15 protein-coding genes are annotated in these 19994 nt (G+C 71.5%); all 15 read right to left on the bottom strand.

The annotated features are described in order from the left end of the window. The coding region (locus AC3ENQ_RS00005) for a methionyl-tRNA formyltransferase (RefSeq protein ID WP_431800508.1) at nt 1–369 on the bottom strand (369 nt) is incomplete at its 3' end. An 82-nt stretch (nt 370–451) separates the two neighbouring features. Continuing rightward, the gene (locus tag AC3ENQ_RS00010; protein ID WP_431800511.1) at nt 452–2497 is read right to left on the bottom strand and encodes a primosomal protein N' family DNA-binding protein; all 2046 of its coding nucleotides are present in this window, start codon (nt 2495–2497) and stop codon (nt 452–454) included. Between the two features lie 21 nt (nt 2498–2518). Further along, nucleotides 2519–3712 carry a methionine adenosyltransferase gene (gene metK / locus AC3ENQ_RS00015; protein ID WP_431800512.1) on the bottom strand — a complete coding sequence of 398 codons (1194 nt, stop codon included), beginning with the start codon at nt 3710–3712 and terminating at the stop codon, nt 2519–2521. Nucleotides 3713–3906: 194 nt separating this feature from the next. After that, nucleotides 3907–4161 (bottom strand): DNA-directed RNA polymerase subunit omega, encoded by a 255-nt coding sequence (rpoZ, locus tag AC3ENQ_RS00020; protein WP_431800514.1) that lies wholly within the window; start codon nt 4159–4161, stop codon nt 3907–3909. A gap of 129 nt (nt 4162–4290) precedes the next feature. Beyond that, nucleotides 4291–5106 (bottom strand): aspartyl protease family protein, encoded by an 816-nt coding sequence (locus AC3ENQ_RS00025; protein WP_431800516.1) that lies wholly within the window; start codon nt 5104–5106, stop codon nt 4291–4293. Nucleotides 5107–5273: 167 nt separating this feature from the next. Continuing rightward, nucleotides 5274–6170 (bottom strand): guanylate kinase, encoded by an 897-nt coding sequence (gmk, locus tag AC3ENQ_RS00030; protein WP_431800518.1) that lies wholly within the window; start codon nt 6168–6170, stop codon nt 5274–5276. 4 nt (nt 6171–6174) lie between these two features. Continuing rightward, complete coding sequence (gene pyrF, locus AC3ENQ_RS00035) at nt 6175–7029, bottom strand: orotidine-5'-phosphate decarboxylase (RefSeq protein WP_431800519.1); 855 nt, start codon at nt 7027–7029, stop codon at nt 6175–6177. After that, nucleotides 7026–10349, bottom strand: a complete 3324-nt coding sequence (carB, locus tag AC3ENQ_RS00040) for a carbamoyl-phosphate synthase large subunit (RefSeq protein WP_431800521.1) — start codon at nt 10347–10349, stop codon at nt 7026–7028. Before carB ends, pyrF begins: the two co-directional genes overlap by 4 nt. Then, a complete protein-coding gene (gene carA, locus AC3ENQ_RS00045) occupies nt 10349–11569 on the bottom strand; it encodes a glutamine-hydrolyzing carbamoyl-phosphate synthase small subunit (protein ID WP_431800523.1) in 1221 nt (406 codons plus the stop codon). The genes carB and carA overlap by 1 nt, the downstream gene beginning before the upstream one ends. Next, nucleotides 11566–12141: a PH-like domain-containing protein gene (locus tag AC3ENQ_RS00050; protein ID WP_431800525.1), complete on the bottom strand. Its 576-nt coding sequence runs from the start codon at nt 12139–12141 to the stop codon at nt 11566–11568. Before AC3ENQ_RS00050 ends, carA begins: the two co-directional genes overlap by 4 nt. Further along, the gene (locus AC3ENQ_RS00055; protein WP_431800527.1) at nt 12138–13457 is read right to left on the bottom strand and encodes a dihydroorotase; all 1320 of its coding nucleotides are present in this window, start codon (nt 13455–13457) and stop codon (nt 12138–12140) included. Before AC3ENQ_RS00055 ends, AC3ENQ_RS00050 begins: the two co-directional genes overlap by 4 nt. Beyond that, complete coding sequence (locus tag AC3ENQ_RS00060; protein WP_431800529.1) at nt 13454–14422, bottom strand: aspartate carbamoyltransferase catalytic subunit; 969 nt, start codon at nt 14420–14422, stop codon at nt 13454–13456. Before AC3ENQ_RS00060 ends, AC3ENQ_RS00055 begins: the two co-directional genes overlap by 4 nt. Continuing rightward, nucleotides 14419–14961: a bifunctional pyr operon transcriptional regulator/uracil phosphoribosyltransferase PyrR gene (gene pyrR / locus AC3ENQ_RS00065; RefSeq protein ID WP_431800531.1), complete on the bottom strand. Its 543-nt coding sequence runs from the start codon at nt 14959–14961 to the stop codon at nt 14419–14421. The genes AC3ENQ_RS00060 and pyrR overlap by 4 nt, the downstream gene beginning before the upstream one ends. A gap of 402 nt (nt 14962–15363) precedes the next feature. Further along, nucleotides 15364–16929, bottom strand: a complete 1566-nt coding sequence (locus AC3ENQ_RS00070) for a Rieske 2Fe-2S domain-containing protein (protein WP_431800533.1) — start codon at nt 16927–16929, stop codon at nt 15364–15366. Nucleotides 16930–17014: 85 nt separating this feature from the next. Beyond that, nucleotides 17015–19951: a DEAD/DEAH box helicase gene (locus tag AC3ENQ_RS00075; RefSeq protein ID WP_431800535.1), complete on the bottom strand. Its 2937-nt coding sequence runs from the start codon at nt 19949–19951 to the stop codon at nt 17015–17017. Nucleotides 19952–19994: the final 43 nt, after the last annotated feature.

The following is a 19994-nucleotide window of genomic DNA, read 5'->3' on the forward strand; positions in this document are numbered from 1 at the left end:
CCCCCCCCCCCCCCCCCCCCCCCCGCCGCGCCAGCGCGGGAGCAGCGAGAAGTGCAGGTTGATCCAGCCGCGGCCCGGGAGAGACAGGAGCGGCTCCCGGACCAGGCCGCCATAGGCGACGATCACGCCGAGATCGGGCGCGAGGGCACCGATCGCGGCGGTGGCGTCGGCATCCAGCCGGTCGGCCTTGATGACGGGTAGCGCGAGTTCCTCCGCTGCCCGCGCGACCGGCGAGGGGGTGAGGACGCGCTTGCGTCCGAGCGGGGCGTCCGTGCGCGTCACGACGCCGACGATGGTGTGGCCGGAGGCGGCGAGGGCGTGGAGGGAAGGCACGGCGGGTTCGGGTGTTCCCGCGAAGACGATGCGCATGTGGCTCCTCGGTGGCGGTGCAGTGGCGGTGCAGTGGCGGTCCGGCGGCGGTGCAGAGATGCCGCTGGCGTGGGGTGGTCGGTCAGAGGTCGAGCTCGGGCACGTCGAACCGCACCCTGAGTGTAGTTCGCGGGGCGAAGCGGTCACCGGTCGTGCGGGTGCGGCGGCCGCGCAGCGCATCGGCGACGACCGAGGCGCGCAGGCTCTCGGCAACCGGTCTGCCGAGTCCGTAGTCGAAGCGGACGAGGGCGCGGACGCCCCCACCCTCCTGGGGTACCGGTCCGATGATCGCCTGTGCGGCGGGGTTCTGACCGTCGAGGCCCGGCACATCGGCGCGCAGTGTCGTCAGGGCCGTCGCGACGCTCGAAGCGGTGCCTTCGACGGCGGCGACGCGCACCGCCGGCGGCATGTGGAGCGGCACGCGGTCGGCGAGCTCGGCACGGGCGTAGGCGGGCTGCGTCCACGTCGCGAGCGCGCGCGCGACGGGACCGGCGACCCCGACGAGGTGCACGGGTGCACCGGGAGCGGCGAGGGCGGCGGCGTTCGACCACCAGCGGAGGCATGCCTCGCCGATCCGCAGCTGCTCGGCCATGAGCATCTTGTCGCCGTCGAGCAGGATGACCGCCCGATAACCGCCTTCCGCGTGGGGCTCGGCGCCGCGGGTCGCGACGACGAGGGCCGGGCGGGCGTCGACGGTCACGACGGGGTGATCGCCGTCGGCGAGGATGACACGGGTGTTCGGGAAGGCGCGGCCGAGCTCGTCGGCGGTGCGTTCGCTGCCCGACGAGGCCATGCGGAGGGTCGTCGCCTCACAGTGCGGGCAACGCCACGCCGAGATGGTCCGTCCGCACCACGCGCACTCCGGCGCGGCGCCCTTGCGCTTCGCGCGGAGCGGCCCCGTGCAGTGCGGGCAGCGCGCGGGCGTGCGGCACTGGGCGCAGACGAGCACCGGCGCGTAGCCGGGCCGCGCGACCTGCACGAGGACGGGCCCGTGCTCGAGCGCTGTGCGCGCCGCCGCGAACGCCGCCGAGGGCACGCGCTGACCGCGCGCCTCCCCCTCGCGCGTCGCCGACAGGATGACGTTCGGGCTCTCGCGTCGTCGGGCCGGGACCTCGCGCACCCAGCCGAGCTGGACGAGACGCTCGACGTCGGTCGTGCGGGTGTGGCCCGCGAAGACGAGCGAGGAACCCTCGAGCTCCTGCCGGACGAGCGCCGCGTCGCGCGCGTGCACGCCGGGAGTGAGCGGCTCGGCCAGCAGCGGATCGCCGTCGTCCCAGATGATGACCGCCCCGACGTCGGCCGCGGGTGCGTAGACCGTCGACCGGTTGCCGACCACGATCGCCGGCGCGCCGCCGAGGAGCCGCAGGTAGCTCGCGTACCGCTCCGGGCCGGACCGGCGCGCATCGTCGCGGACGACCGAGCCGTCGGGGGCGTGCGCGTCGAGGACGGCGAGCACCTGCTCCTGGTCGCGCTGATCCGGGACGATGACGAGGGTGCTCCGGCCGCGCGCGAGGGTGTCGATCGCGAGCGCGGCGACGAGCTCCGCCCAGGCGCCCGCCGCCCGTACGGCCGCGGGGCGGGGCGGCGCGTCGAGCGCGATGCGGGCTCCCTCGTCGACGGCGCCGCGCAGGTCGGGGTAGACGTCGAGGATGCCGTGCGCCCATCCGGTGGCGTCGTCCGACGGCGCGATCGGCCCAGCGGATCCCTCCGCGCCGTCGATCTCACCGGCGCCCTCGCCCGTGCTCTCGGCGTTCTCCCGGGCCGCGAGCCACGCCTTCTCGGCGCGCACCATGCGCTTGGGGATCGCGAGACGCAAGACGTCGCTCGCCGACCCCGCCGCGCGGTCGGCGACGCGCCGCGCCAGCGTGTACAGCGCCGGCGTGAGGACCGGTACCGGCGAGACGACGGCATCCAGCTCGGACAGCGGCTTCGCCGTGCGGACCGCGTCGGCGGCGTCGACGACCTCGACGAGATAGCCGTCGACGACGCGTCCCGCGGTGCGCAGCGGAACTTTGACCCGCACGCCCGGGACGGCGTCGTCCTCGAGCGACGCCGGAACGGCGTAGTCGAAGAGACGGTCGAGCTGCGGCAGCGGCGAGTCGATGAGGACGCGCGCGACGAGGGGCATGGTGAGACGGGTCGAACGGCGTCAGATCCCGGCGGCGGCGCGGAGGTCGTCGACGCGGTCGGTGCGCTCCCACGTGAAATCGGGCAGCTCGCGGCCGAAGTGCCCGTACGCGGCGGTCTGGGCGTAGATGGGGCGCAGGAGATCGAGGTGCTCGATGATCGCCTTGGGCCGCAGGTCGAACACGTCGCGGATCGCAGCGGTGATGACCTCATCGGCGACGTGCCCCGTGCCGAACGACTCGACGTAGAGGCCCACCGGCTTCGCCTTGCCGATGGCGTAGGCCACCTGCACCTCGAGCCGGTCGGCGAGGCCGGCAGCGACGGCGTTCTTCGCCACCCAGCGCATCGCGTACGCCGCAGAGCGGTCGACCTTGGACGGGTCCTTGCCGCTGAAGGCACCACCGCCGTGCCGGGATGCCCCGCCGTACGTATCGATGATGATCTTGCGTCCGGTGAGGCCCGCGTCGCCCTTGGGCCCGCCGATGACGAACGGCCCGGCGGGGTTGATGTAGTACTTCACGTCGGGAAGGGCGAGCCCGGTGCGTTCGAGGACCGGGTCGATGACTTCGGCCTTGACCGCCGCGCGGAGCGCCTTCTGCGAGATCTCCGGGTGGTGCTGCGTGGACAGGACGACCGATTCGATCGTCGTCGGCACGGCGCCGTCGTATCCGAGGGTGACCTGGGTCTTGCCGTCGGGGCGGAGGAACGGGAGCTCGCCCGAGCGGCGGACCTCGGCGAGCCGCTCGGCGATGCGGTGGGCCGTCCAGATCGCCATCGGCATGAGCTCGGGTGTCTCGTTGGTCGCGTAGCCGAACATGATGCCCTGGTCCCCCGCCCCCTGGAGGTCACGGGGATCTTCCGACCCGTCCTCACGGCGCTCGAAGGCCTTGTCGACGCCGGCGGCGATGTCGGAGGACTGCGCACCGATCGACACGCTGACGCCGCATGAGTCGCCGTCGAAGCCGGTGTCGGACGAAGTGTAGCCGATGCGGTTCACGACGTCGCGGACGATTGCGGGGATCTCGACGTATGCGCTCGTCGACACCTCGCCGGCGACGTGGACGAGTCCCGTCGTCACGAGGGTCTCGACCGCCACGCGGCCGTCGGGGTCGTCGGTGAGGATCGCGTCGAGGATCGCGTCGGAGATCTGGTCGCAGATCTTGTCGGGGTGTCCTTCGGTGACGGATTCGGAGGTGAACAGACGCAGGGTGCTCATGGTCTCGTGGTCTCTCCAAGAGGCGGCACGGTGTCGGAGCCGGGAGGCCGGTGACGGTGCCAAGGTTCGGTTGTCGGGGGTAGGTGGGGATGCTCTCGGCATCCCCTCACACCATCATGCCCGTGGCCCCCGACATCGCGGGGAACACGGGCATGGCGACGCCGTACGGCGTCATACGCGCGGTGGTGCGGCGCTCACTCGGCTTCGCGCAGGCGCAGCTTGTCCTCGTGGATCTCGTGGAGTGCGATCGTGAGCGGCTTGTCCTCGACGCTCGAGTCGACGAGCGGCCCGACGTTGTCGAAGAGGTTCCCCTCGTGCAGGTCGGAGTAGTAGTCGTTGATCTGACGCGCGCGCTTGGACGCGTAGATGACGAGCTGGTACTTCGAGTCGACCTTCTCGAGCAGTGCGTCGATGGGCGGGTCGATGATGCCCTTGTCGCGGTTGACCATGCGGGACCTCCTAGGTCTGCGGGATGTGCGGAGTCTGCGGACGAGCGGCCGGAAGCCGGTGGAAAGCGTGCGGGCGCGGCCCCGCGTCGCGGCATTCGATCATTCTGGCCGCGGCATCCGATCATTCTATCAGCGCGGGAGGAAGGACCAGGTCCCCTGCTGGAGGTCGATCCGCCAGTCCGCCTGCGCGAGCAGCGGGTAGCCGATGATGAGGTCGAATGCCGGCTCCCCCGGCGGCTGGATCCCGGCGATCGGCGCGAGGGCGGCGAGGCTCGGCGCGAAGCGCCGCTCGCCGACGACGCACGCGGCCATCGTCACCATCGCGGTGTCGGCGGTGATCCCGTGTGCGTCGTGTCCGCGGGAGTTCCGCAGTGGCGTGAAGAGCGTGGGATGCCGGGACGCGAACGCCGCGTCGACCACCGTGACCCCGGCGCCGCTGTCCCACACGGCGAGCGCGGTGACGGCGTCCCAGGTGACGTCGACATGCGGATGCCCGGCGCTCGAGAGGACGAGCGGGCGCTCGTCGGCGTCGGCGTCCTCGGCGTCGGCGTCGATCGTCAGTGTGCGCGTGGGGAAGCGGACGTCCCACCGATGCCCCGCGATGACCTCCTGTCCGAGGATGTCCGGCGGGCCGGGATCGGCGGCGGACGCGACCTCCATAACGACGTCGTCCGCGTGAAGTGCGGATGGGCCGGTGCCGATGCGCAGGAACGGGACACGCGTACGCCGCTGCGGCCGAGCGGCTCCGAGAGCCCCGCGTCCCGGCGTTGCCGACGGGGTCTGGTCGAAGGAGGCGGCGGCATCCATCGCAATGCGCCCACGGGCGGCCCCGGTGTCGAAGAGGAAGCGACGGGGAGTTCCGGTGACATCGACGTCGATGAACACGGAGGCGGCGCCCACCTCGTCCGGGTTCCCCTCGATGTGGAGGGGGACTGTGACGGTCACGGACTCAGCGTAGGCCCCGGCCATGCCCGGGCGAACCGAACTGCAAGGTTCTGTGCCCGACACGCCGTCGCGGGGGTGGGGTACACGGCGTGTCGGCGCGGGGGCCGTGTCGTTGGAAACGGTCCGGGAGGCCGGATGCCGGGAGGCCGGGCGCCGGGGGCGGCCGGTCAGCCGGCGAGGGCGGCGACCGCGGCGGCGGCGCGGGGCACGGTGTCGTTCACGACGAGGTAGTCGAACTCGCCCTGCGAGGCGAGCTCGCCCTTCGCGGTGCGCAGGCGCCGGGCGCGCTCTTCCTCGTCCTCGGTGCCGCGCCCGACGAGCCGGTGGACGAGTTCGTCCCAGCTGGGCGGCAGGAGGAAGACGAGGGTCGCGTCGGGGGCGGCGGCGCGCACCTGACGCGCACCCTGCAGGTCGATCTCGAGGAGCACGGTGCGACCCTCGGCGAGGGCCTTCTCGATCGGAGCCTTCGGGGTGCCGTACCGGTACTTGTTGTGCACCGTCGCCCATTCGAGCAGCTCGCCGTCGGCGATGAGGCGATCGAACTCGACGTCGTCGACGAAGTAGTAGTGCTCGCCGTCGACTTCGCCCGGCCGCGGCGGCCGCGTCGTCGCCGAGACCGACAGGAGGATCTCGGGGTGGTGCTCCTTGATGTGCGCGGCGACGGTTCCCTTGCCGACCGCGGTGGGGCCCGCGAGGACGATCAGACGGCTGCGACCGGCGCGCGGAGTGTGCGGCGGGAACCGCCCGTCGAGGAAGCGCGACAGCTCCTTGCGCTGACGCGGGCCGAGGCCGCCCAGGCGCTTGACCGGCGAGATCTCGAGCTCGGCGAGGATCCGGTCGCGCTTGCCCTCCCCGATCGCGGGGAGCGCCGTCAGGTACTCCGTGATCCGCATGGCGCCCGCGGGCGACTCAGGGTGGTCCCAGGCACGCTGCAGCAGCTCCTGCGGGGTGATGACGCGCATCGCGACATCCTGTTTCAGTGCCGCGCGCTCTCGGCGCGCGGCGACGGCCCGGCGGGATGCCGCTGCGCGATCGACCTCGGGTGGGCGGCGCGTCTCAGTCATCACCTCAACGATACCGGGCGACACGCTCCTCGATGCGCGCGGCGAGGCGTTCGGGCCCCGCGGAGAGGATGCTGCGGCTCTCGCTCGCGACCACCTGCGACGCGACGTAGCCGAAGAGGCGCTTCAGGTCCTCGGGCTCCGCACCTTGGGCGCCGAAGCCCGGCGCGAGGATCGGCATGCCCGCGAGGACGACGTCGGTGAGCCCGACCGCGCGCCGATCGGCGGTCGCGCCGACGACGAGGCCGAGCGGACCGAGTGATCCGGGTGCACCGATGTTCCGCGCCGCGACGTCGTGCGCGACGCCTTCGGCGACGGACTCGCCGTCGACGTCGGTGCGGGACTGGACGGTCGCCGCCTCGGGGTTGCTCGTCGCGGCGAGGACGAACGCTCCCTTGTCGTGGGCGAGGGCCGTGCGCAGCGCCGCGTCGAGCGCGTCGGTGCCGAGGTAGGGGCTGAGGGTCACGGCGTCGCTCTCAAGGGGCGCGTCGGGGCGCAGCCACGCGGCCGCGTAGCCCTCCATCGTCGAGCCGATGTCGCCCCGCTTCGCGTCGGCGATGACGAGGAGCCCCGCGGCGCGCGCCGTGGCGATGACCTCTTCCAGCGCCGCGAAGCCCGCCGCGCCGTGCGCCTCGAAGAACGCGACCTGCGGCTTGATCACGCCCACGCGCCCCGCGGCGGCCTCGACGGTGCGCAGACCGAAGTCGCGCACGCCGGATGCCGAGGCGTCGAGCCCCCAGGCGCGCAGGAGCGCCTCGTGCGGGTCGATGCCGACGCACAGCGGACCGTACGTGTCGAGCGCGACGCGCAGCCGCTGCCCGAAGGTGGGGGCCGCCGTCGGCGGGATCTCGGGCCCGGTCATCGGACTTCCACCGTCTCGCGCGCTTCGGCCGACGCGCGGTTGTCGGCGCGGTCCTTCGCGTATTCCTGCAGGCTCCGCACCTGGAAGCCTTCGCGCAGCACGGGAAGCGACGACACCGCCGCGCCGAGCACCGCCATGGTCGTGAAGAGCGCCTTGTCGGCAGCGACGGCCGCCGCGCGGATCTCGTAGCCGTCGGCGCGCGCGATGCCGCCCGAGGGCGTGTTCACGACGATGTCGATCTCGCCGGCATTGATGAGGTCGACGACGTTCTGCTCGCCGCTCTCCTGCGTTGCGGAGTACTTGTTCACGACGTCGACGCGGATGCCGTTGCGCGCGAGGATCTCCGCGGTGCCCTCGGTCGCGGTGAGGCGGAAGCCGAGCTCCTGCAGGCGGTGCGCCGGGAGGATCACGGCGCGCTTGTCGTCGTCGGCGACCGAGAGGAAGACCGTCCCGGAGGTGGGAAGCCCGCCGTAGGCGGCGGCCTGGCTCTTCGCGAACGCGGTCGGGAAGTCGCGGTCGATGCCCATGACTTCGCCCGTCGAGCGCATCTCGGGGCCGAGCACCGAGTCGACGGTGTGGCCGTCGGCGGTGCGGAACCGCTTGAAGGGCAGCACGGCCTCCTTCACCGAGACGGGAGCGTCGAGCGGCACGCGCGAGCCGTCCTGCGCGGGGAGGAGCCCCTCGGCCTTGAGCTCGGCGACGGTGGCGCCGGCCATGATCCGCGACGCCGCCTTCGCGAGCGGGATGCCGAGGGCCTTCGACACGAACGGGACCGTCCGCGACGCCCGGGGGTTCGCCTCGATCACGTAGAGGACACCCGCCGAGACGGCGAACTGCACGTTCAGGAGGCCCCGCACGCCCACGCCTTCGGCGATCGCGAGGGTCGCCGCGCGGACGCGGTCGATCTCGGTGCGGCCAAGGGAGATGGGAGGGAGGGTGCAGGACGAGTCGCCGGAGTGGATGCCGGCCTCTTCGAGGTGCTCCATGACACCGCCGATGTACAGCTCGTGACCGTCGTAGAGTGCGTCGACGTCGAGCTCCACCGCGTCGTCGAGGAAGCGGTCGACCAGGAGCGGCTTCCCCTCCTCGATGACGACCTCGCCGGCGGTGCGGACGAAGTAGTCGCGGAGGCTCTCGGTGTCGTAGACGATCTCCATGCCGCGTCCGCCGAGCACGAAGCTCGGACGCACGAGCACGGGGTAGCCGATCTCCTCGGCGATCGCGACGGCGCCCGCCTCGTCGGTGGCCGTGCCGTGACGCGGGGCGATGAGCCCCGCGCGGTCGAGGAGCTGCGAGAAGAGCTCGCGCTCCTCCGCGATATCGATCGCGGCGGGCGACGTGCCGAGGATCGTGTACCCCGCCTCCTCGATGCCCTTCGCGAGCCCGAGCGGGGTCTGTCCACCGAGCTGGCACACCACGCCGAGGATCTCCCCCGACGCGCTCTCGGCGTGCAGCACCTCGAGCACGTCCTCGAGGGTGAGCGGCTCGAAGTAGAGCCGGTCGCTCGTGTCGTAGTCGGTCGAGACCGTCTCGGGGTTGCAGTTGACCATGATGGTCTCGTAGCCGGCATCCGACAGCGCGAACGACGCGTGCACGCACGAGTAGTCGAACTCCACGCCCTGCCCGATGCGGTTCGGGCCCGAGCCGATGATGACGACCTTCGTGCGCTCCGACGGCGTCACCTCGGTCTCGCGGTCGTAGCTGGAGTAGTGGTACGGCGTCAGCGCGGGGAACTCCCCCGCGCACGTGTCGACGGTCTTGTAGACGGGCCGAAGGCCGTACGACCAGCGGATGCCGCGGATCTCGGCCTCGGAGACGCCGCGGAGCTCGGCGAGCTGCGCGTCGCTGAAGCCGTGCTCCTTGGCGATGCGGAGCACGTCGGCATCCAGCTCGGCGGCGGTCCGCACGAACTCGGCGACCTCGTTGATGAGGGCCATCTGGTCGAGGAACCACGGGTCGATCTTCGTCGCCTCGAAGGCCTCCTCGACCGTGGCGCCCTTGCGCATGGCCTGCTGCAGCACGACGATCCGGCCGTCGGTCGGGCGCTCGGCGATCGTGAGGAGCTCCTCCTTCGAGCGCGGCTCGGGCCCCCAGTGGAAGCTCGACCCCTTCTTCTCGAGCGAGCGGAGCGCCTTCTGGAGCGCCGTCGTGTAGTTGCGTCCGATGGCCATCGCCTCGCCGACCGACTTCATGGTCGTCGTCAGCGTCGTGTCGGCGTTGGGGAACTTCTCGAAGTTGAACCGCGGCACCTTCACGACGACGTAGTCCAGCGTCGGCTCGAAGCTCGCCGGCGTCGCCTGCGTGATGTCGTTCGGCACCTCGTCGAGGCGGTAGCCGATCGCGAGCTTCGCGGCGAGCTTCGCGATCGGGAACCCGGTCGCCTTCGAGGCGAGGGCCGACGAGCGCGAGACGCGTGGGTTCATCTCGATGACGATGATCCGGCCGTTGTCGGGGTTGACCGCGAACTGGATGTTGCAGCCGCCCGTGTCGACGCCGACGGCGCGGATGATGTCGATGCCGATGTCGCGCAGCTTCTGGTACTCGCGGTCGGTGAGGGTGAGGGCGGGCGCGACCGTAATCGAGTCGCCCGTGTGCACGCCGACCGGGTCGACGTTCTCGATCGAGCAGACGACCACCGTGTTGTCGGAGGTGTCGCGCATGAGCTCGAGCTCGTACTCCTTCCAGCCGAGGATCGACTCCTCCAGGAGCACCTCGGTGGTGGGCGAGTCGCGCAGGCCCGCGCCGCCGATGCGGCGGAGGTCCTCTTCGTCGTAGGCGAAGCCCGACCCGAGGCCGCCCATCGTGAAGGAGGGGCGGACGACGAGCGGGTAGCCGAGCTCGGCGGCGCCGGCGAGGAGGTCGTCCATCGTGTGCGCGATCACCGAGCGGGCGACGTCGGCCCCGGCATCCAGGACGAGCTGCTTGAAGATCTGCCGGTCCTCGCCCTTGCGGATCGCGTCGACCTTCGCGCCGATGAGCTCGACGTCGTACTTCTCGAGGATGCCGCGGTCGTGCAGCGCCATCGCGGCGTTCAGCGCCGTCTGGCCGCCGAGGGTCGGGAGGATCGCGTCGGGCTTCTCCTTCGCGATGATCGTCTCGATGACCTCGGGGGTGATCGGCTCGATGTAGGTCGCGTCGGCGAAGTCGGGGTCGGTCATGATCGTCGCCGGGTTGGAGTTGACGAGGATGACGCGGACGCCCTCCTCCCGCAGCACGCGGCAGGCCTGCGTGCCCGAGTAGTCGAACTCGCACGCCTGGCCGATGACGATCGGCCCCGACCCGATGACGAGGACGCTCTGGATGTCGTCGCGCTTGGGCATCAGTTGCCACCCTTTCGGTGATCGAGTGCGCGCGCAGCGCGGGTATCGAGATCCGCACGGACCAGGTCCGCGAACCGGTCGAAGAGGTAGTTCGCGTCATGGGGACCGGCGGCCGCCTCGGGGTGGTACTGCACGCTGAAGGCGGGCAGGTCGAGGGCGCGCAGTCCCTCCACGACGTTGTCGTTGAGCCCGATGTGCGAGACCTCGACGCGGCCGTAGCCGTTCGGCGACTCGACGGTTCCCTCGAGCGGCGCGTCGACGGCGAAGCCGTGGTTGTGCGCCGTGATCTCGACGCGCCCGGTCTGCTTGTCGAGCACGGGCTGGTTGATGCCGCGGTGCCCGAACGGCAGCTTGTAGGTGCCGAATCCGAGCGCGCGGCCGAGCAGCTGGTTGCCGAAGCAGATCCCGAAGAAGGGCAGGCGGTCATCCAGCACGGAGCGCAGCAACGCGACGTGGTCGCCGGATGCCGCGGGGTCGCCCGGACCGTTGGAGTAGAACACCGCGACGGGGTCGATCGCGCGGATGTCGTCGATCGTCGCCGACTGGGGCAGCACGTGCACGTCGAAGCCGCGGGCGGCGAGGTTGAGGATCGTCGCCTGCTTGACGCCGAGGTCGAGGACGGCGAGGTTGCCGATCCGCTCGGTGCCCTCGGCGGCCGGAGTCACCTGCTCGGTGGCGACCGAGACCTCGGCGGAGAGGTTCTGGCCGGTCATCTCGGGGGCTGCGCGGACGAGGCGCAGCTGCTCCTCGGCATCCAGCGCCGCGGCCTCACCCGAGAAGACGCCGCCGCGCATCGAGCCCGCCGAGCGGAGAATCCGCGTGAGCGCGCGCGTGTCGACACCGGAGATGCCGACGATGCCGCCCTGAACGAGCGCGTCGTCGAGCGATTCGTCGGCGCGCCAGTTCGACACGACGCGCGAGGGGTCGCGGACGATGTAGCCCGACACCCAGATGCGGCGGGACTCGGGGTCTTCGTCGTTCATGCCGGTGTTGCCGATGTGCGGCGCCGTCTGCAGGACGATCTGCCCGGCGTAGGACGGGTCGGTGAGGGTCTCCTGGTAGCCGGTCATGCCGGTTGCGAACACGACTTCGCCGATCGTCGTGCCGTGCGCGCCGTAGGCGCGACCGGGGTGGCGCGAGCCGTCTTCGAGGACGAGCACGGCGGGGTCGGTGTGGAGGGAGAACCGCGGCGGCGAAGCGGCGGAGGTCGGAGTGGTCATGAGTCGGCTCCCGTCGGGGTGCTGGAGGAGGGAGAGGAGGATGCCGGAAGCGTCGCGGCGATCTGGTTAGCGAGGGTGCGAGCCGAGCCGTCCTGCGGGCGCAGGTAGCTGTCCACGGCGACCTGCGCCGCGGACGCGTCGCCCGATGCGTCGGCGGATGCCTCGCCCGATGTGTCGGCGCGCCAGGTGAGACGCACGAGCCCGCCGGGCTCGACGACGCGGTCGATCGCGACGTTCGCGAGGGCGACGTCGTCGATGCGCTCGCGCGGCACGAAGAGGTCGGGCGCGCCCGGGAGGTCGAGCGCGACGCCCGCGTCGGTCACGGTCACCGCAACGCGCGAGCGGAACCCGAGGTGACGGATCGCGAGGCGTTCGAGTGGCTCGCCGTGACGGGTCGTCGCGACGTAGAACCCGTCGGCGGACCCTGTCGTCGTCGCCCCCGCGGGGATGGCGCCGACGGGGGCGGTGAGTCCCGCGTCGCGCCGCGTGCGCCGGCGCCACGCGACGACGCCGAGTGCGAGCAGCAGCACGGCGGCGCCGACCATGACGAGCAGGGCTCCCTCGCGGGTCATCGGATCGCTCCCGCCGTCGGCATCCGTTCGGCCAACACGGCATCGGCGACCGTGGCGGCGCCCCGGAAGAACGTCCAGCGGATCTCGCCCGGAAGCTCGCGACCCAGGTAGGGCGAGTTGACGCTCCGCCCGCGCAGGTCATCCATGCCGAAGCGGCGGACCGGTGCCGGGTCGTACAGCGTCAGCGAGGCGGGGGCGCCGACGACGAGCGGCGTGCCCGCGTCGTCGAGGCGGCCGATCCGCGCGGGGTTCGCCGACATGACGCGAGCGACGTCCTCCCAGTCGAGCAGCCCGGTCTCGACCATCGCCTGGTGGACGACCCGGAGGGCCGACTCGAGGCCGACCATGCCGTTCGCCGCTGCTGGCCACTCGCAGGACTTCGCCTCGGTGGGGTGCGGGGCGTGGTCGGTCGCGACGGTGTCGATCGTGCCGTCCGCGAGACCCGCACGGACCGCCTGGACGTCCTCGTCGCGCCGGAGCGGCGGGTTGACCTTGAAGCGGGCGTCGTAGCCGCGGACGAGCTCTTCGGTGAGGAGCAGGTGGTGCGGCGTGACCTCGGCGGTGACGTTCACACCGCGCTTCTTGGCCCAGCGGATGATGTCGACCGACCCGGCCGTGGAGAGATGGCAGACGTGCAGGCGCGAGCCGACGTGCTCGGCGAGGAGCACGTCGCGCGCGATGATCGACTCCTCGGCGACCGCCGGCCACCCGGCGAGGCCGAGCTCGGCCGAGACCGCGCCCTCGTTCATCTGGGCGCCCTCGGTCAGGCGCGGGTCCTGCGCGTGCTGCGCGACGACGCCGTCGAACGCCTTCACGTACTCGAGCGCGCGGCGCATGATGAGCGGATCGAAGACGCAGAAGCCGTCGTCGCTGAAGACGCGCACGCGCGCCCGGCTCGATGCCATCGCTCCGAGTTCGGCGAGCCGCTCCCCCTTCTGGCCGACGGTGACCGCGCCGATCGGCTGCACGCGCACGTACCCGGCGGCCTCGCCGAGGGCGAGTTCCTGCTCGACGACGCCGGCCGTGTCGGCCACGGGCGAGGTGTTCGGCATTGTGAAGACGGTCGTGAACCCGCCGGCCGCGGCGGCGCGCGATCCCGTGAGGATCGTCTCGGATGCCTCGTAGCCGGGCTCGCGGAAGTGCACGTGCAGGTCGACGAGGCCCGGGAGGGCGATCAGGCCGTCGGCATCCACCACCGTCGCGCCGGCGCGGCTGAGCCCCGTGCCGACCTCGGCGATGACGCCGTCCTCGATCACGAGGTCCGCAGCGTCGCCGCCGACCTGTGCCGCTCCGCGGATCAGGTACGTCTCGGTCATCGGGCGTCCTCCTGTGCTGTCGTCCCCCGCTCGCCCGCCAGAAGCAGGTACAGCGCGGCCATGCGCACCGACACGCCGTTCGCGACCTGGTCGAGCACGGTCGATCGGGGGGAATCGGCGGCGGCGGAGGAGATCTCCAACCCCCGGTTCATGGGTCCGGGGTGCATGACGATGCTACCTTCCGGCAGGGCGTGAAGGCGCGTCGCGTCGAGGCCCCAGCGCCGCGAATACTCCCGCTCCGTGGGGAAATACGCGGCGTTCATGCGCTCGAGCTGGATGCGGAGCATCATGATCGCGTCGGGGCCGGCGGCGATCGCCTCGTCGAGGTCGTACGCGACGGTCACCGGCCACGCCGAGACGTCCTGCGGGATCAGGGTCGGCGGAGCGACGATCGTGACCTCAGCGCCGAGCGTCGTCAGCAGCCACACGTTCGAGCGTGCGACGCGCGAGTGCAGGATGTCACCGACGATCGCGACGCGCAGGCCCGCGAGGTCACGTCCGCGGCTGCCGTCGCCGAAGAAGCGCTTGCGGATCGTGAAGGCGTCCAGGAGCGCCTGCGTCGGGTGTTCGTGCGTGCCGTCGCCGGCGTTGATGACGCCGGCGGAGATCCAGCCGCTCTCGGCGAGGGTCTGCGGGGCGCCGGACGCCCCGTGGCGGATGACGACGGCATCCGCGCCCATCGCCTGAAGGGTCTGCGCGGTGTCCTGCAGCGACTCCCCCTTGCTGACCGACGACCCCTTGGCGGAGAAGTTGATGACGTCGGCGGACAGGCGCTTCGCGGCGGCCTCGAACGAGATGCGGGTGCGGGTGGAGTCCTCGAAGAAGAGGTTGACCACCGTCTTGCCGCGGAGGGTCGGCAGCTTCTTGACCTCGCGCGACTGGGTGTCGCGCATGTCTTCGGCGACGTCGAGGATCTGGAGCGCATCGGCGCGGGAGAGTGACTTCGTGTCGAGCAGGTTCCTCATGAGGCGATCGTCACCTCGTCGACACCGTCGTTCTCGACCAGGTGCACGTTGACGCGCTCGGTGCGCGCGCTGGGCAGGTTCTTCCCGACGAAGTCGGGGCGGATGGGGAGCTCGCGGTGGCCGCGGTCGATGAGGATCGCGAGGCGCACCGCGGCGGGCCGGCCGATGTCGTTCACGGCATCCAGCGCCGCGCGGATCGAGCGGCCCGAGAAGAGCACGTCGTCGACGAGGACGACGGTCTTGCCGTCGATGCCGCCCGCGGGGATCGACGTCGGGTGCGGGGTGCGGGTGGGGTTCCGGTGCAGGTCGTCGCGGTACATCGTCACGTCGAGTGCGCCGACGGGGACGTCCGCTCCGGAGATGTCGCGCAGCTGCGCGGCGACGCGTTCGGCGAGGGTGACGCCGCGGGTCGGGATGCCGAGGATCACGAGATCGTCGGGGCCCTTGTTGGACTCGAGGATCTCGTGGGAGATCCGAGTCAAAGCACGCGTGATGTCGGCCGACTGCAGCACGGTCCGAGAAGACTCGGTCGTGGTCATCCGCCGCTCCCTTCTCCGCCTCACGGGACGGTGTTAAAGGTTGCTGGGTTTCCGGCATCCACCCTACCGCGTTTCGCCTCCCCGCCGATCCCCCCCCCCGCGTCCCTCGACCGTCGAACCTCTCGCCGATCCCCCCCGTCGATCCGCGCCGACCCCCGCCGATCCCCCGCCGAATCCTCCGAGACCGCGCGTTCTCGACGAGACCGCGACTCTTGTGCGGGGGTCTCGTCGAGAACGGGCGGTCTCGCGGGAGGAGACGCCGAGGTCGGCCGGCGCAGGCCGAGGCCGGGCGATGCGAGCCGGGGGGCCCGGCGATCCGAGGCCGGGCGATGCGAGGCCGGGCGATGCGAGGCCGGGTGATCCGAGGCCGGGCGACCCGGGCCGGGGCCGGGCGGGGCGCGGTCAGGATGCCGAGGCGGACGCGGTCTCGATGATGCGCGACGCGCGGATCGGGTGACCGGGGGTCGTCAGGCACTGTCCCGACGCGAGATCCCACTTCCAGTCGTGGAGGGCGCAGGTCAGGACGCCGTCCTCGATCTTGCCGGTCTTCGTGAGATCCGCGCGCAGGTGCGGGCAGCGGCGCTGCACGGTCCAGTCGCCGATCTCGGCATCCTCGGTCTGATCCGTCTGTTCGGCGTACCAGTTCTCGACGTACTCGATGCGGTCGCGGGAGAGGCACTTCAGGAACGTCGTCAGGAACTCGTTGAACTTGCCCGAGCGGCCCACGTCGAACTGCATCGACAGGAAGATCGAGTTCGACCAGTCGATCTCGTGGTCGCGGAGGTTCGTCGAGACGAGGTCGGCGGGGATCGTGTACCAGTACAGGCACTCCTCCCCCGCATACTCGCGGACCTTCGCCTTCGGGAAGTCGACGACCATGTCGAGCTCGCCGATCCGGAAGCGCACGTTGCCACCGACGCCCATGCGGATGGTCCGGGCGCGGCGGAGCAGCGGCTCCCACCACTCCTTGATCGCCGCGAGCATCTCGGCGGGGGGGACGATCTCCGCGCGCGTCGCGATCTCCGCCGTGATCTCGTCCTGACGGGCGTCGCGCTGGGATGCCAGGTAGTCCCACTTCTCGTCGAAGACCCGGTCGATCTCCTCGGCGGTGTAGAGCGTCTGCGTCACCGAGATGTCGCCGTGGTCGAGGTCGACCTGCGTGCCGGGGACGAACTCGTACCCCTTCTGGTCGGGCCGCTCCTCGCGCATGTGGGCGAGGAACTGGCGCTGGTCGGTGAAGATCGAGTCGTTCTCGAGCCCGTACCCGTTGTAGCGGAAGAGGTCGTGGCGGAGGAACATCGGCGGCCCGGCCATCGGGAAGACGTGCTCGGCGTCCACCTTCTCGATGTAGTACATGGCGCGTTTGTTCTGCGCGTCGCGCTTGAGCTGGGCGAAGTTCTGCTTCGCCTCCTGGGGCAGGTCGTAGACCATGGGCCACCAGATCGCGCCCGAGACCTGGGTGAAGTAGGCATCCGGCTTCGAGAACGACAGCAGCTTCTCGAGATCGAGGGGATGTGAGTCGTTCTGATTGAGGATGGATGCCGTGCCGTCGTCGACCGAGAGCGACGAGTCGCCGATGGGGCCGTCGCTCGGAGCGCGCAACGGCGTCACCATGATCTTCAGGCCGCCCTCGTACTCGAGGACCTCGCCCGACTGCGTGTAGACGAGGTTGTCGTACCCGAGGGCGCGGAGGTCGACCTCGAGGTCGTCGGTCGGGTACGCCGGGAGCAGCACGCGGATGTCCTTCGGTACGTACCGCTCGAGGAGAGCCGGGTCGAAGTGGTCGCGGTGGCGGTGCGAGATGTAGAGGAAGTCGGCCCGCCCGAACCGCTCCCAATCGAGCCCCCGGTTGTCGGGGAACGGGAACCACGAGCCGAAGAAGCTCGGCCCGATGACCGGGTCGCAGAGGATCGATCCCCCGGTCGTCTCGATGAACATGCCGGCGTGGCCGAGACCTGTGATGCGCATGCGGATCCTTCCCGTTCTCGGGCGTCGAGTCTACGCGGGGCAGGTCTGTGCCCCCGCCCGACCGGCCGGGAAAAGGCCGAGCGCCTCAGGCGGAGAGGAGGCCGAGGATGTCGTCCGCGGTGAGACTCCGTGCGAGGAGGTCGTCGTCGCCCATCACCGAGGCGAACAGCCTCGCCTTGCGGCGCTGCAGAGCGAGGACCTTCTCTTCGATCGTCCCCGTCGCGATGAGACGGTAGACGTTCACGGGACGGGTCTGCCCGATGCGGTGTGTGCGGTCGATCGCCTGCGCCTCGGCGGCGGGGTTCCACCACGGGTCGAGCAGGAACACGTAGTCGGCCTCGGTGAGGGTCAGCCCGAAGCCGCCCGCCTTGAGGCTGATGAGGAAGACGGGAGCGTCCCCGGCACGGAAGGCCGACACGACCTCCTCGCGGCGGCGAGTGGATCCGTCGAGCCGCTCTGCGGCGATCCCGTGGGCGGCCAGGTCGGCGTGCACGAGGTCGAGGTAGGACGTGAACTGGCTGAACACGAGCGCGCGGTGACCCTCCGCGATGAGTTCGCGCAGGCGCTCGCGGAGCGCGGCGAGCTTCGCCGAGGGGATGCCGGGGGCACCGGCCGGCACGGCATCCACCAGCGCCGGGGCGAGCGCGAGACGGCGAAGGAGTGTCAGCGAGCGGAAGACCGCGAACCGCTGCCGGTCGAGATCGGGCAGGAGCCCGAGGATCTTCTGCCGCTCGCGCTGCAGCACCCGGTCGTAGATCGCGCGGTGGGCGGGAGAGAGATCGACGAACACCTCCTGCTCCTGGCGCTCGGGGAGCTCGGGCGTCACCAGCTCTTTCGTGCGCCGCAGCACGAAGGGGCGCAGGCGCGAGCGCAGGCGGGCGATCCGCCGTTCACGGGAGGGAGCGCCCTCCTCGTTCTCGGGGACCTTCCCTCGCTCGATCGGCTTGACGTACTCCTCGCGGAACCTCCGCGCGGACGGGAAGAGACCGGGGCACGTCAGCGAGAGGATCGCCCAGAGCTCCGTGAGGGAGTTCTCGAGCGGCGTGCCGGTGACCGCGAGCATCATGTCGGCGCGCAGGCCCGAAAGAGCGCGGTGCAGGCGCGTGCGCGGGTTCTTCGCGAATTGCGCTTCGTCGAGCACGACGATCGCCCAATCGGCGGCGGCGTACCAGTCCTCGTCGAGGCGCAGCACGGCGTAGGAGGTGATGACGACATCGGCATCCCGCGCGCCGTCCCCGCCCAGGGACGCGTCGCGCCGTGTCGCCCGGGTCGTGTCGTGGACGGCGAGCCGGAGACTCGGGGCGAACCGTTCGGCCTCGGTGCGCCAGGTGTGCACGACCGACGTCGGGGCGACCACGAGGAACGGGCGGCGCTCGCCGCCCTCGCGGGCGTGCGCGAGGAGCGCGAGCACCTGCAGCGTCTTGCCGAGCCCCATGTCGTCGGCGAGGATGCCGCCGAGCCGGTGCCGCCACCACAGGGCGAGGCGGTCGAGCCCTTCCCGCTGGTACGAGCGCAGGTCGGCGTGGATCGTCGCCGGGACGGAGACCGTCGTCGGTGTCGCGTCTGCGCGCAGCTCCGCGGTGGCCTCGCGCCACGCGCGCGCCGGCAGCGCCTCGTCGGCGAGGTCTTCGAAGTCCTCCCAGAACGGCAGCTGGTAGCGGCTGATCGTGGGGGCGTTGTCCCACTCGGCGATCTCCGCAGCGTCGGCCAGCAGGTCCTTCAGCCGGTCGAGCGCGGGATGGGCGAGCGAGAAGTAGCTGCCGTCGACCATCAGGAGCTTCTTCTGCCGCAGGGCCAGCGCGGTGAACAACGGCCGGAACGGGATCGCCCGCCCGTCGATCTGGACGATCACGCCGAGGTCGAACCAGTCGGGGTCGTCGGTCTCGACGGTGCGGAGCGTGATGCGCGGGTCGCCGCGGAGTTCGCGGTACTCGCGGCGGCGGCCGCGCGTCTCGAGTCGGACACCGTCGACCTCTTCGAGTGCGGCGAGGATCGCGCCCGCGAACTCCGCCGCGTCGAGTCCTTCCAGCCGCGCTTCCGCGGCGAACGGGACGTCGGGCGCGCGCCGCCACGCCTCGGCCACGGCGACCCGGAGCGACGCCTCGGCGCCGTCACCCGCCGAGATCACGGGCCACGGTTCGCGGACGGTCCCCTCGCGCAGCCATTCGAGCTGGTAATCGAGCGTGTCGCCGCCGCCGAAGACCACGCTCACGATCAGCGTCGTCGGCTCGGCCTCGGGGAGGATGACGGCAGGATCCAGCACGACGTCGTTCTCTCGCTGCAGGCGCGGGAGCGCCTCGCGGACGAAGTCGCGCAGCTCGCCCGCCGGCACGACGACCGGTTCACCGGCGCGGAGCAGCGCGAGAAGCTCCGCGCTGAGGGGTGCGGGGGTGAGAGAGATCCGGATGCCGTCGGCATCCGCCTCGACGGTGTACAAGCCGCCGCGGCCGATCGGGCGGACCTCTGCCGGCACCAGGCTCACCCCTCCGCGGACGATGTCGGCGCGCAGAGCGGCTCCGCCCGCGAGATCGTCGACGCGCAGCGCTGCGGATGCCGGCGCGGTGAGGGCGACGGACTGGCCGGACGAGGCGCCGACGAGCGGGATGCCGAGAGCCGCGGCGCTTTCGAGGTGCGGAAAGAGGAGCGCAGAGGTGACGTCGTCGAGGGTGAGCCACCCTGACTCGTCACGGAGTCCCGCGAGCACGCGGACATCGTGCGCGATGCCGTAGAGCTCCGTGAACCATCCTCGCTGGGTGTGATCGAATCCGCTCGCGCCACGGCGCAGGGTCTCCCACGACACGCCTGACCGCACCCACCCGTCCCCCCGCTCGTTCCGGGCGAGAGGGCGCAGGCCCACGGTGATGTCGAGCCTTCCGTCGTCGAGGTCGGCGGTGGTCGCGGTGCGCACCCGACGAGGGCCCCAGTGCGCCGCCGCGCTCGACTCACGGGCACGCAGTTCGGCGCCGAGGGCGAGCGGCCTGCCCGCCTCGCCTACGCCGACGAGCGCGCGCCATGATTCCATGCCATCCATCCTGCCCGCCGTCTCCGACGTCATCGGACGGGGC

This window comes from Microbacterium sp. bgisy203 (genome assembly GCF_057706945.1).

What these genes read in the sequence shown, in the direction of transcription:
- rpoZ (WP_431800514.1), bottom strand. Translation starts at nt 4,161, where the DNA reads ATGGTCAACCGCGACAAGGGCATCATCGACCCGCCCATCGACGCACTG.
- metK (WP_431800512.1), bottom strand. Translation starts at nt 3,712, where the DNA reads ATGAGCACCCTGCGTCTGTTCACCTCCGAATCCGTCACCGAAGGACAC.
- pyrR (WP_431800531.1), bottom strand. Translation starts at nt 14,961, where the DNA reads ATGACCACGACCGAGTCTTCTCGGACCGTGCTGCAGTCGGCCGACATC.
- gmk (WP_431800518.1), bottom strand. Translation starts at nt 6,170, where the DNA reads ATGACTGAGACGCGCCGCCCACCCGAGGTCGATCGCGCAGCGGCATCC.
- AC3ENQ_RS00075 (WP_431800535.1), bottom strand. Translation starts at nt 19,951, where the DNA reads ATGGAATCATGGCGCGCGCTCGTCGGCGTAGGCGAGGCGGGCAGGCCG.
- AC3ENQ_RS00055 (WP_431800527.1), bottom strand. Translation starts at nt 13,457, where the DNA reads ATGACCGAGACGTACCTGATCCGCGGAGCGGCACAGGTCGGCGGCGAC.
- AC3ENQ_RS00060 (WP_431800529.1), bottom strand. Translation starts at nt 14,422, where the DNA reads ATGAGGAACCTGCTCGACACGAAGTCACTCTCCCGCGCCGATGCGCTC.
- carA (WP_431800523.1), bottom strand. Translation starts at nt 11,569, where the DNA reads ATGACCACTCCGACCTCCGCCGCTTCGCCGCCGCGGTTCTCCCTCCAC.
- AC3ENQ_RS00050 (WP_431800525.1), bottom strand. Translation starts at nt 12,141, where the DNA reads ATGACCCGCGAGGGAGCCCTGCTCGTCATGGTCGGCGCCGCCGTGCTG.
- AC3ENQ_RS00010 (WP_431800511.1), bottom strand. Translation starts at nt 2,497, where the DNA reads ATGCCCCTCGTCGCGCGCGTCCTCATCGACTCGCCGCTGCCGCAGCTC.
- AC3ENQ_RS00070 (WP_431800533.1), bottom strand. Translation starts at nt 16,929, where the DNA reads ATGCGCATCACAGGTCTCGGCCACGCCGGCATGTTCATCGAGACGACC.
- pyrF (WP_431800519.1), bottom strand. Translation starts at nt 7,029, where the DNA reads ATGACCGGGCCCGAGATCCCGCCGACGGCGGCCCCCACCTTCGGGCAG.
- carB (WP_431800521.1), bottom strand. Translation starts at nt 10,349, where the DNA reads ATGCCCAAGCGCGACGACATCCAGAGCGTCCTCGTCATCGGGTCGGGG.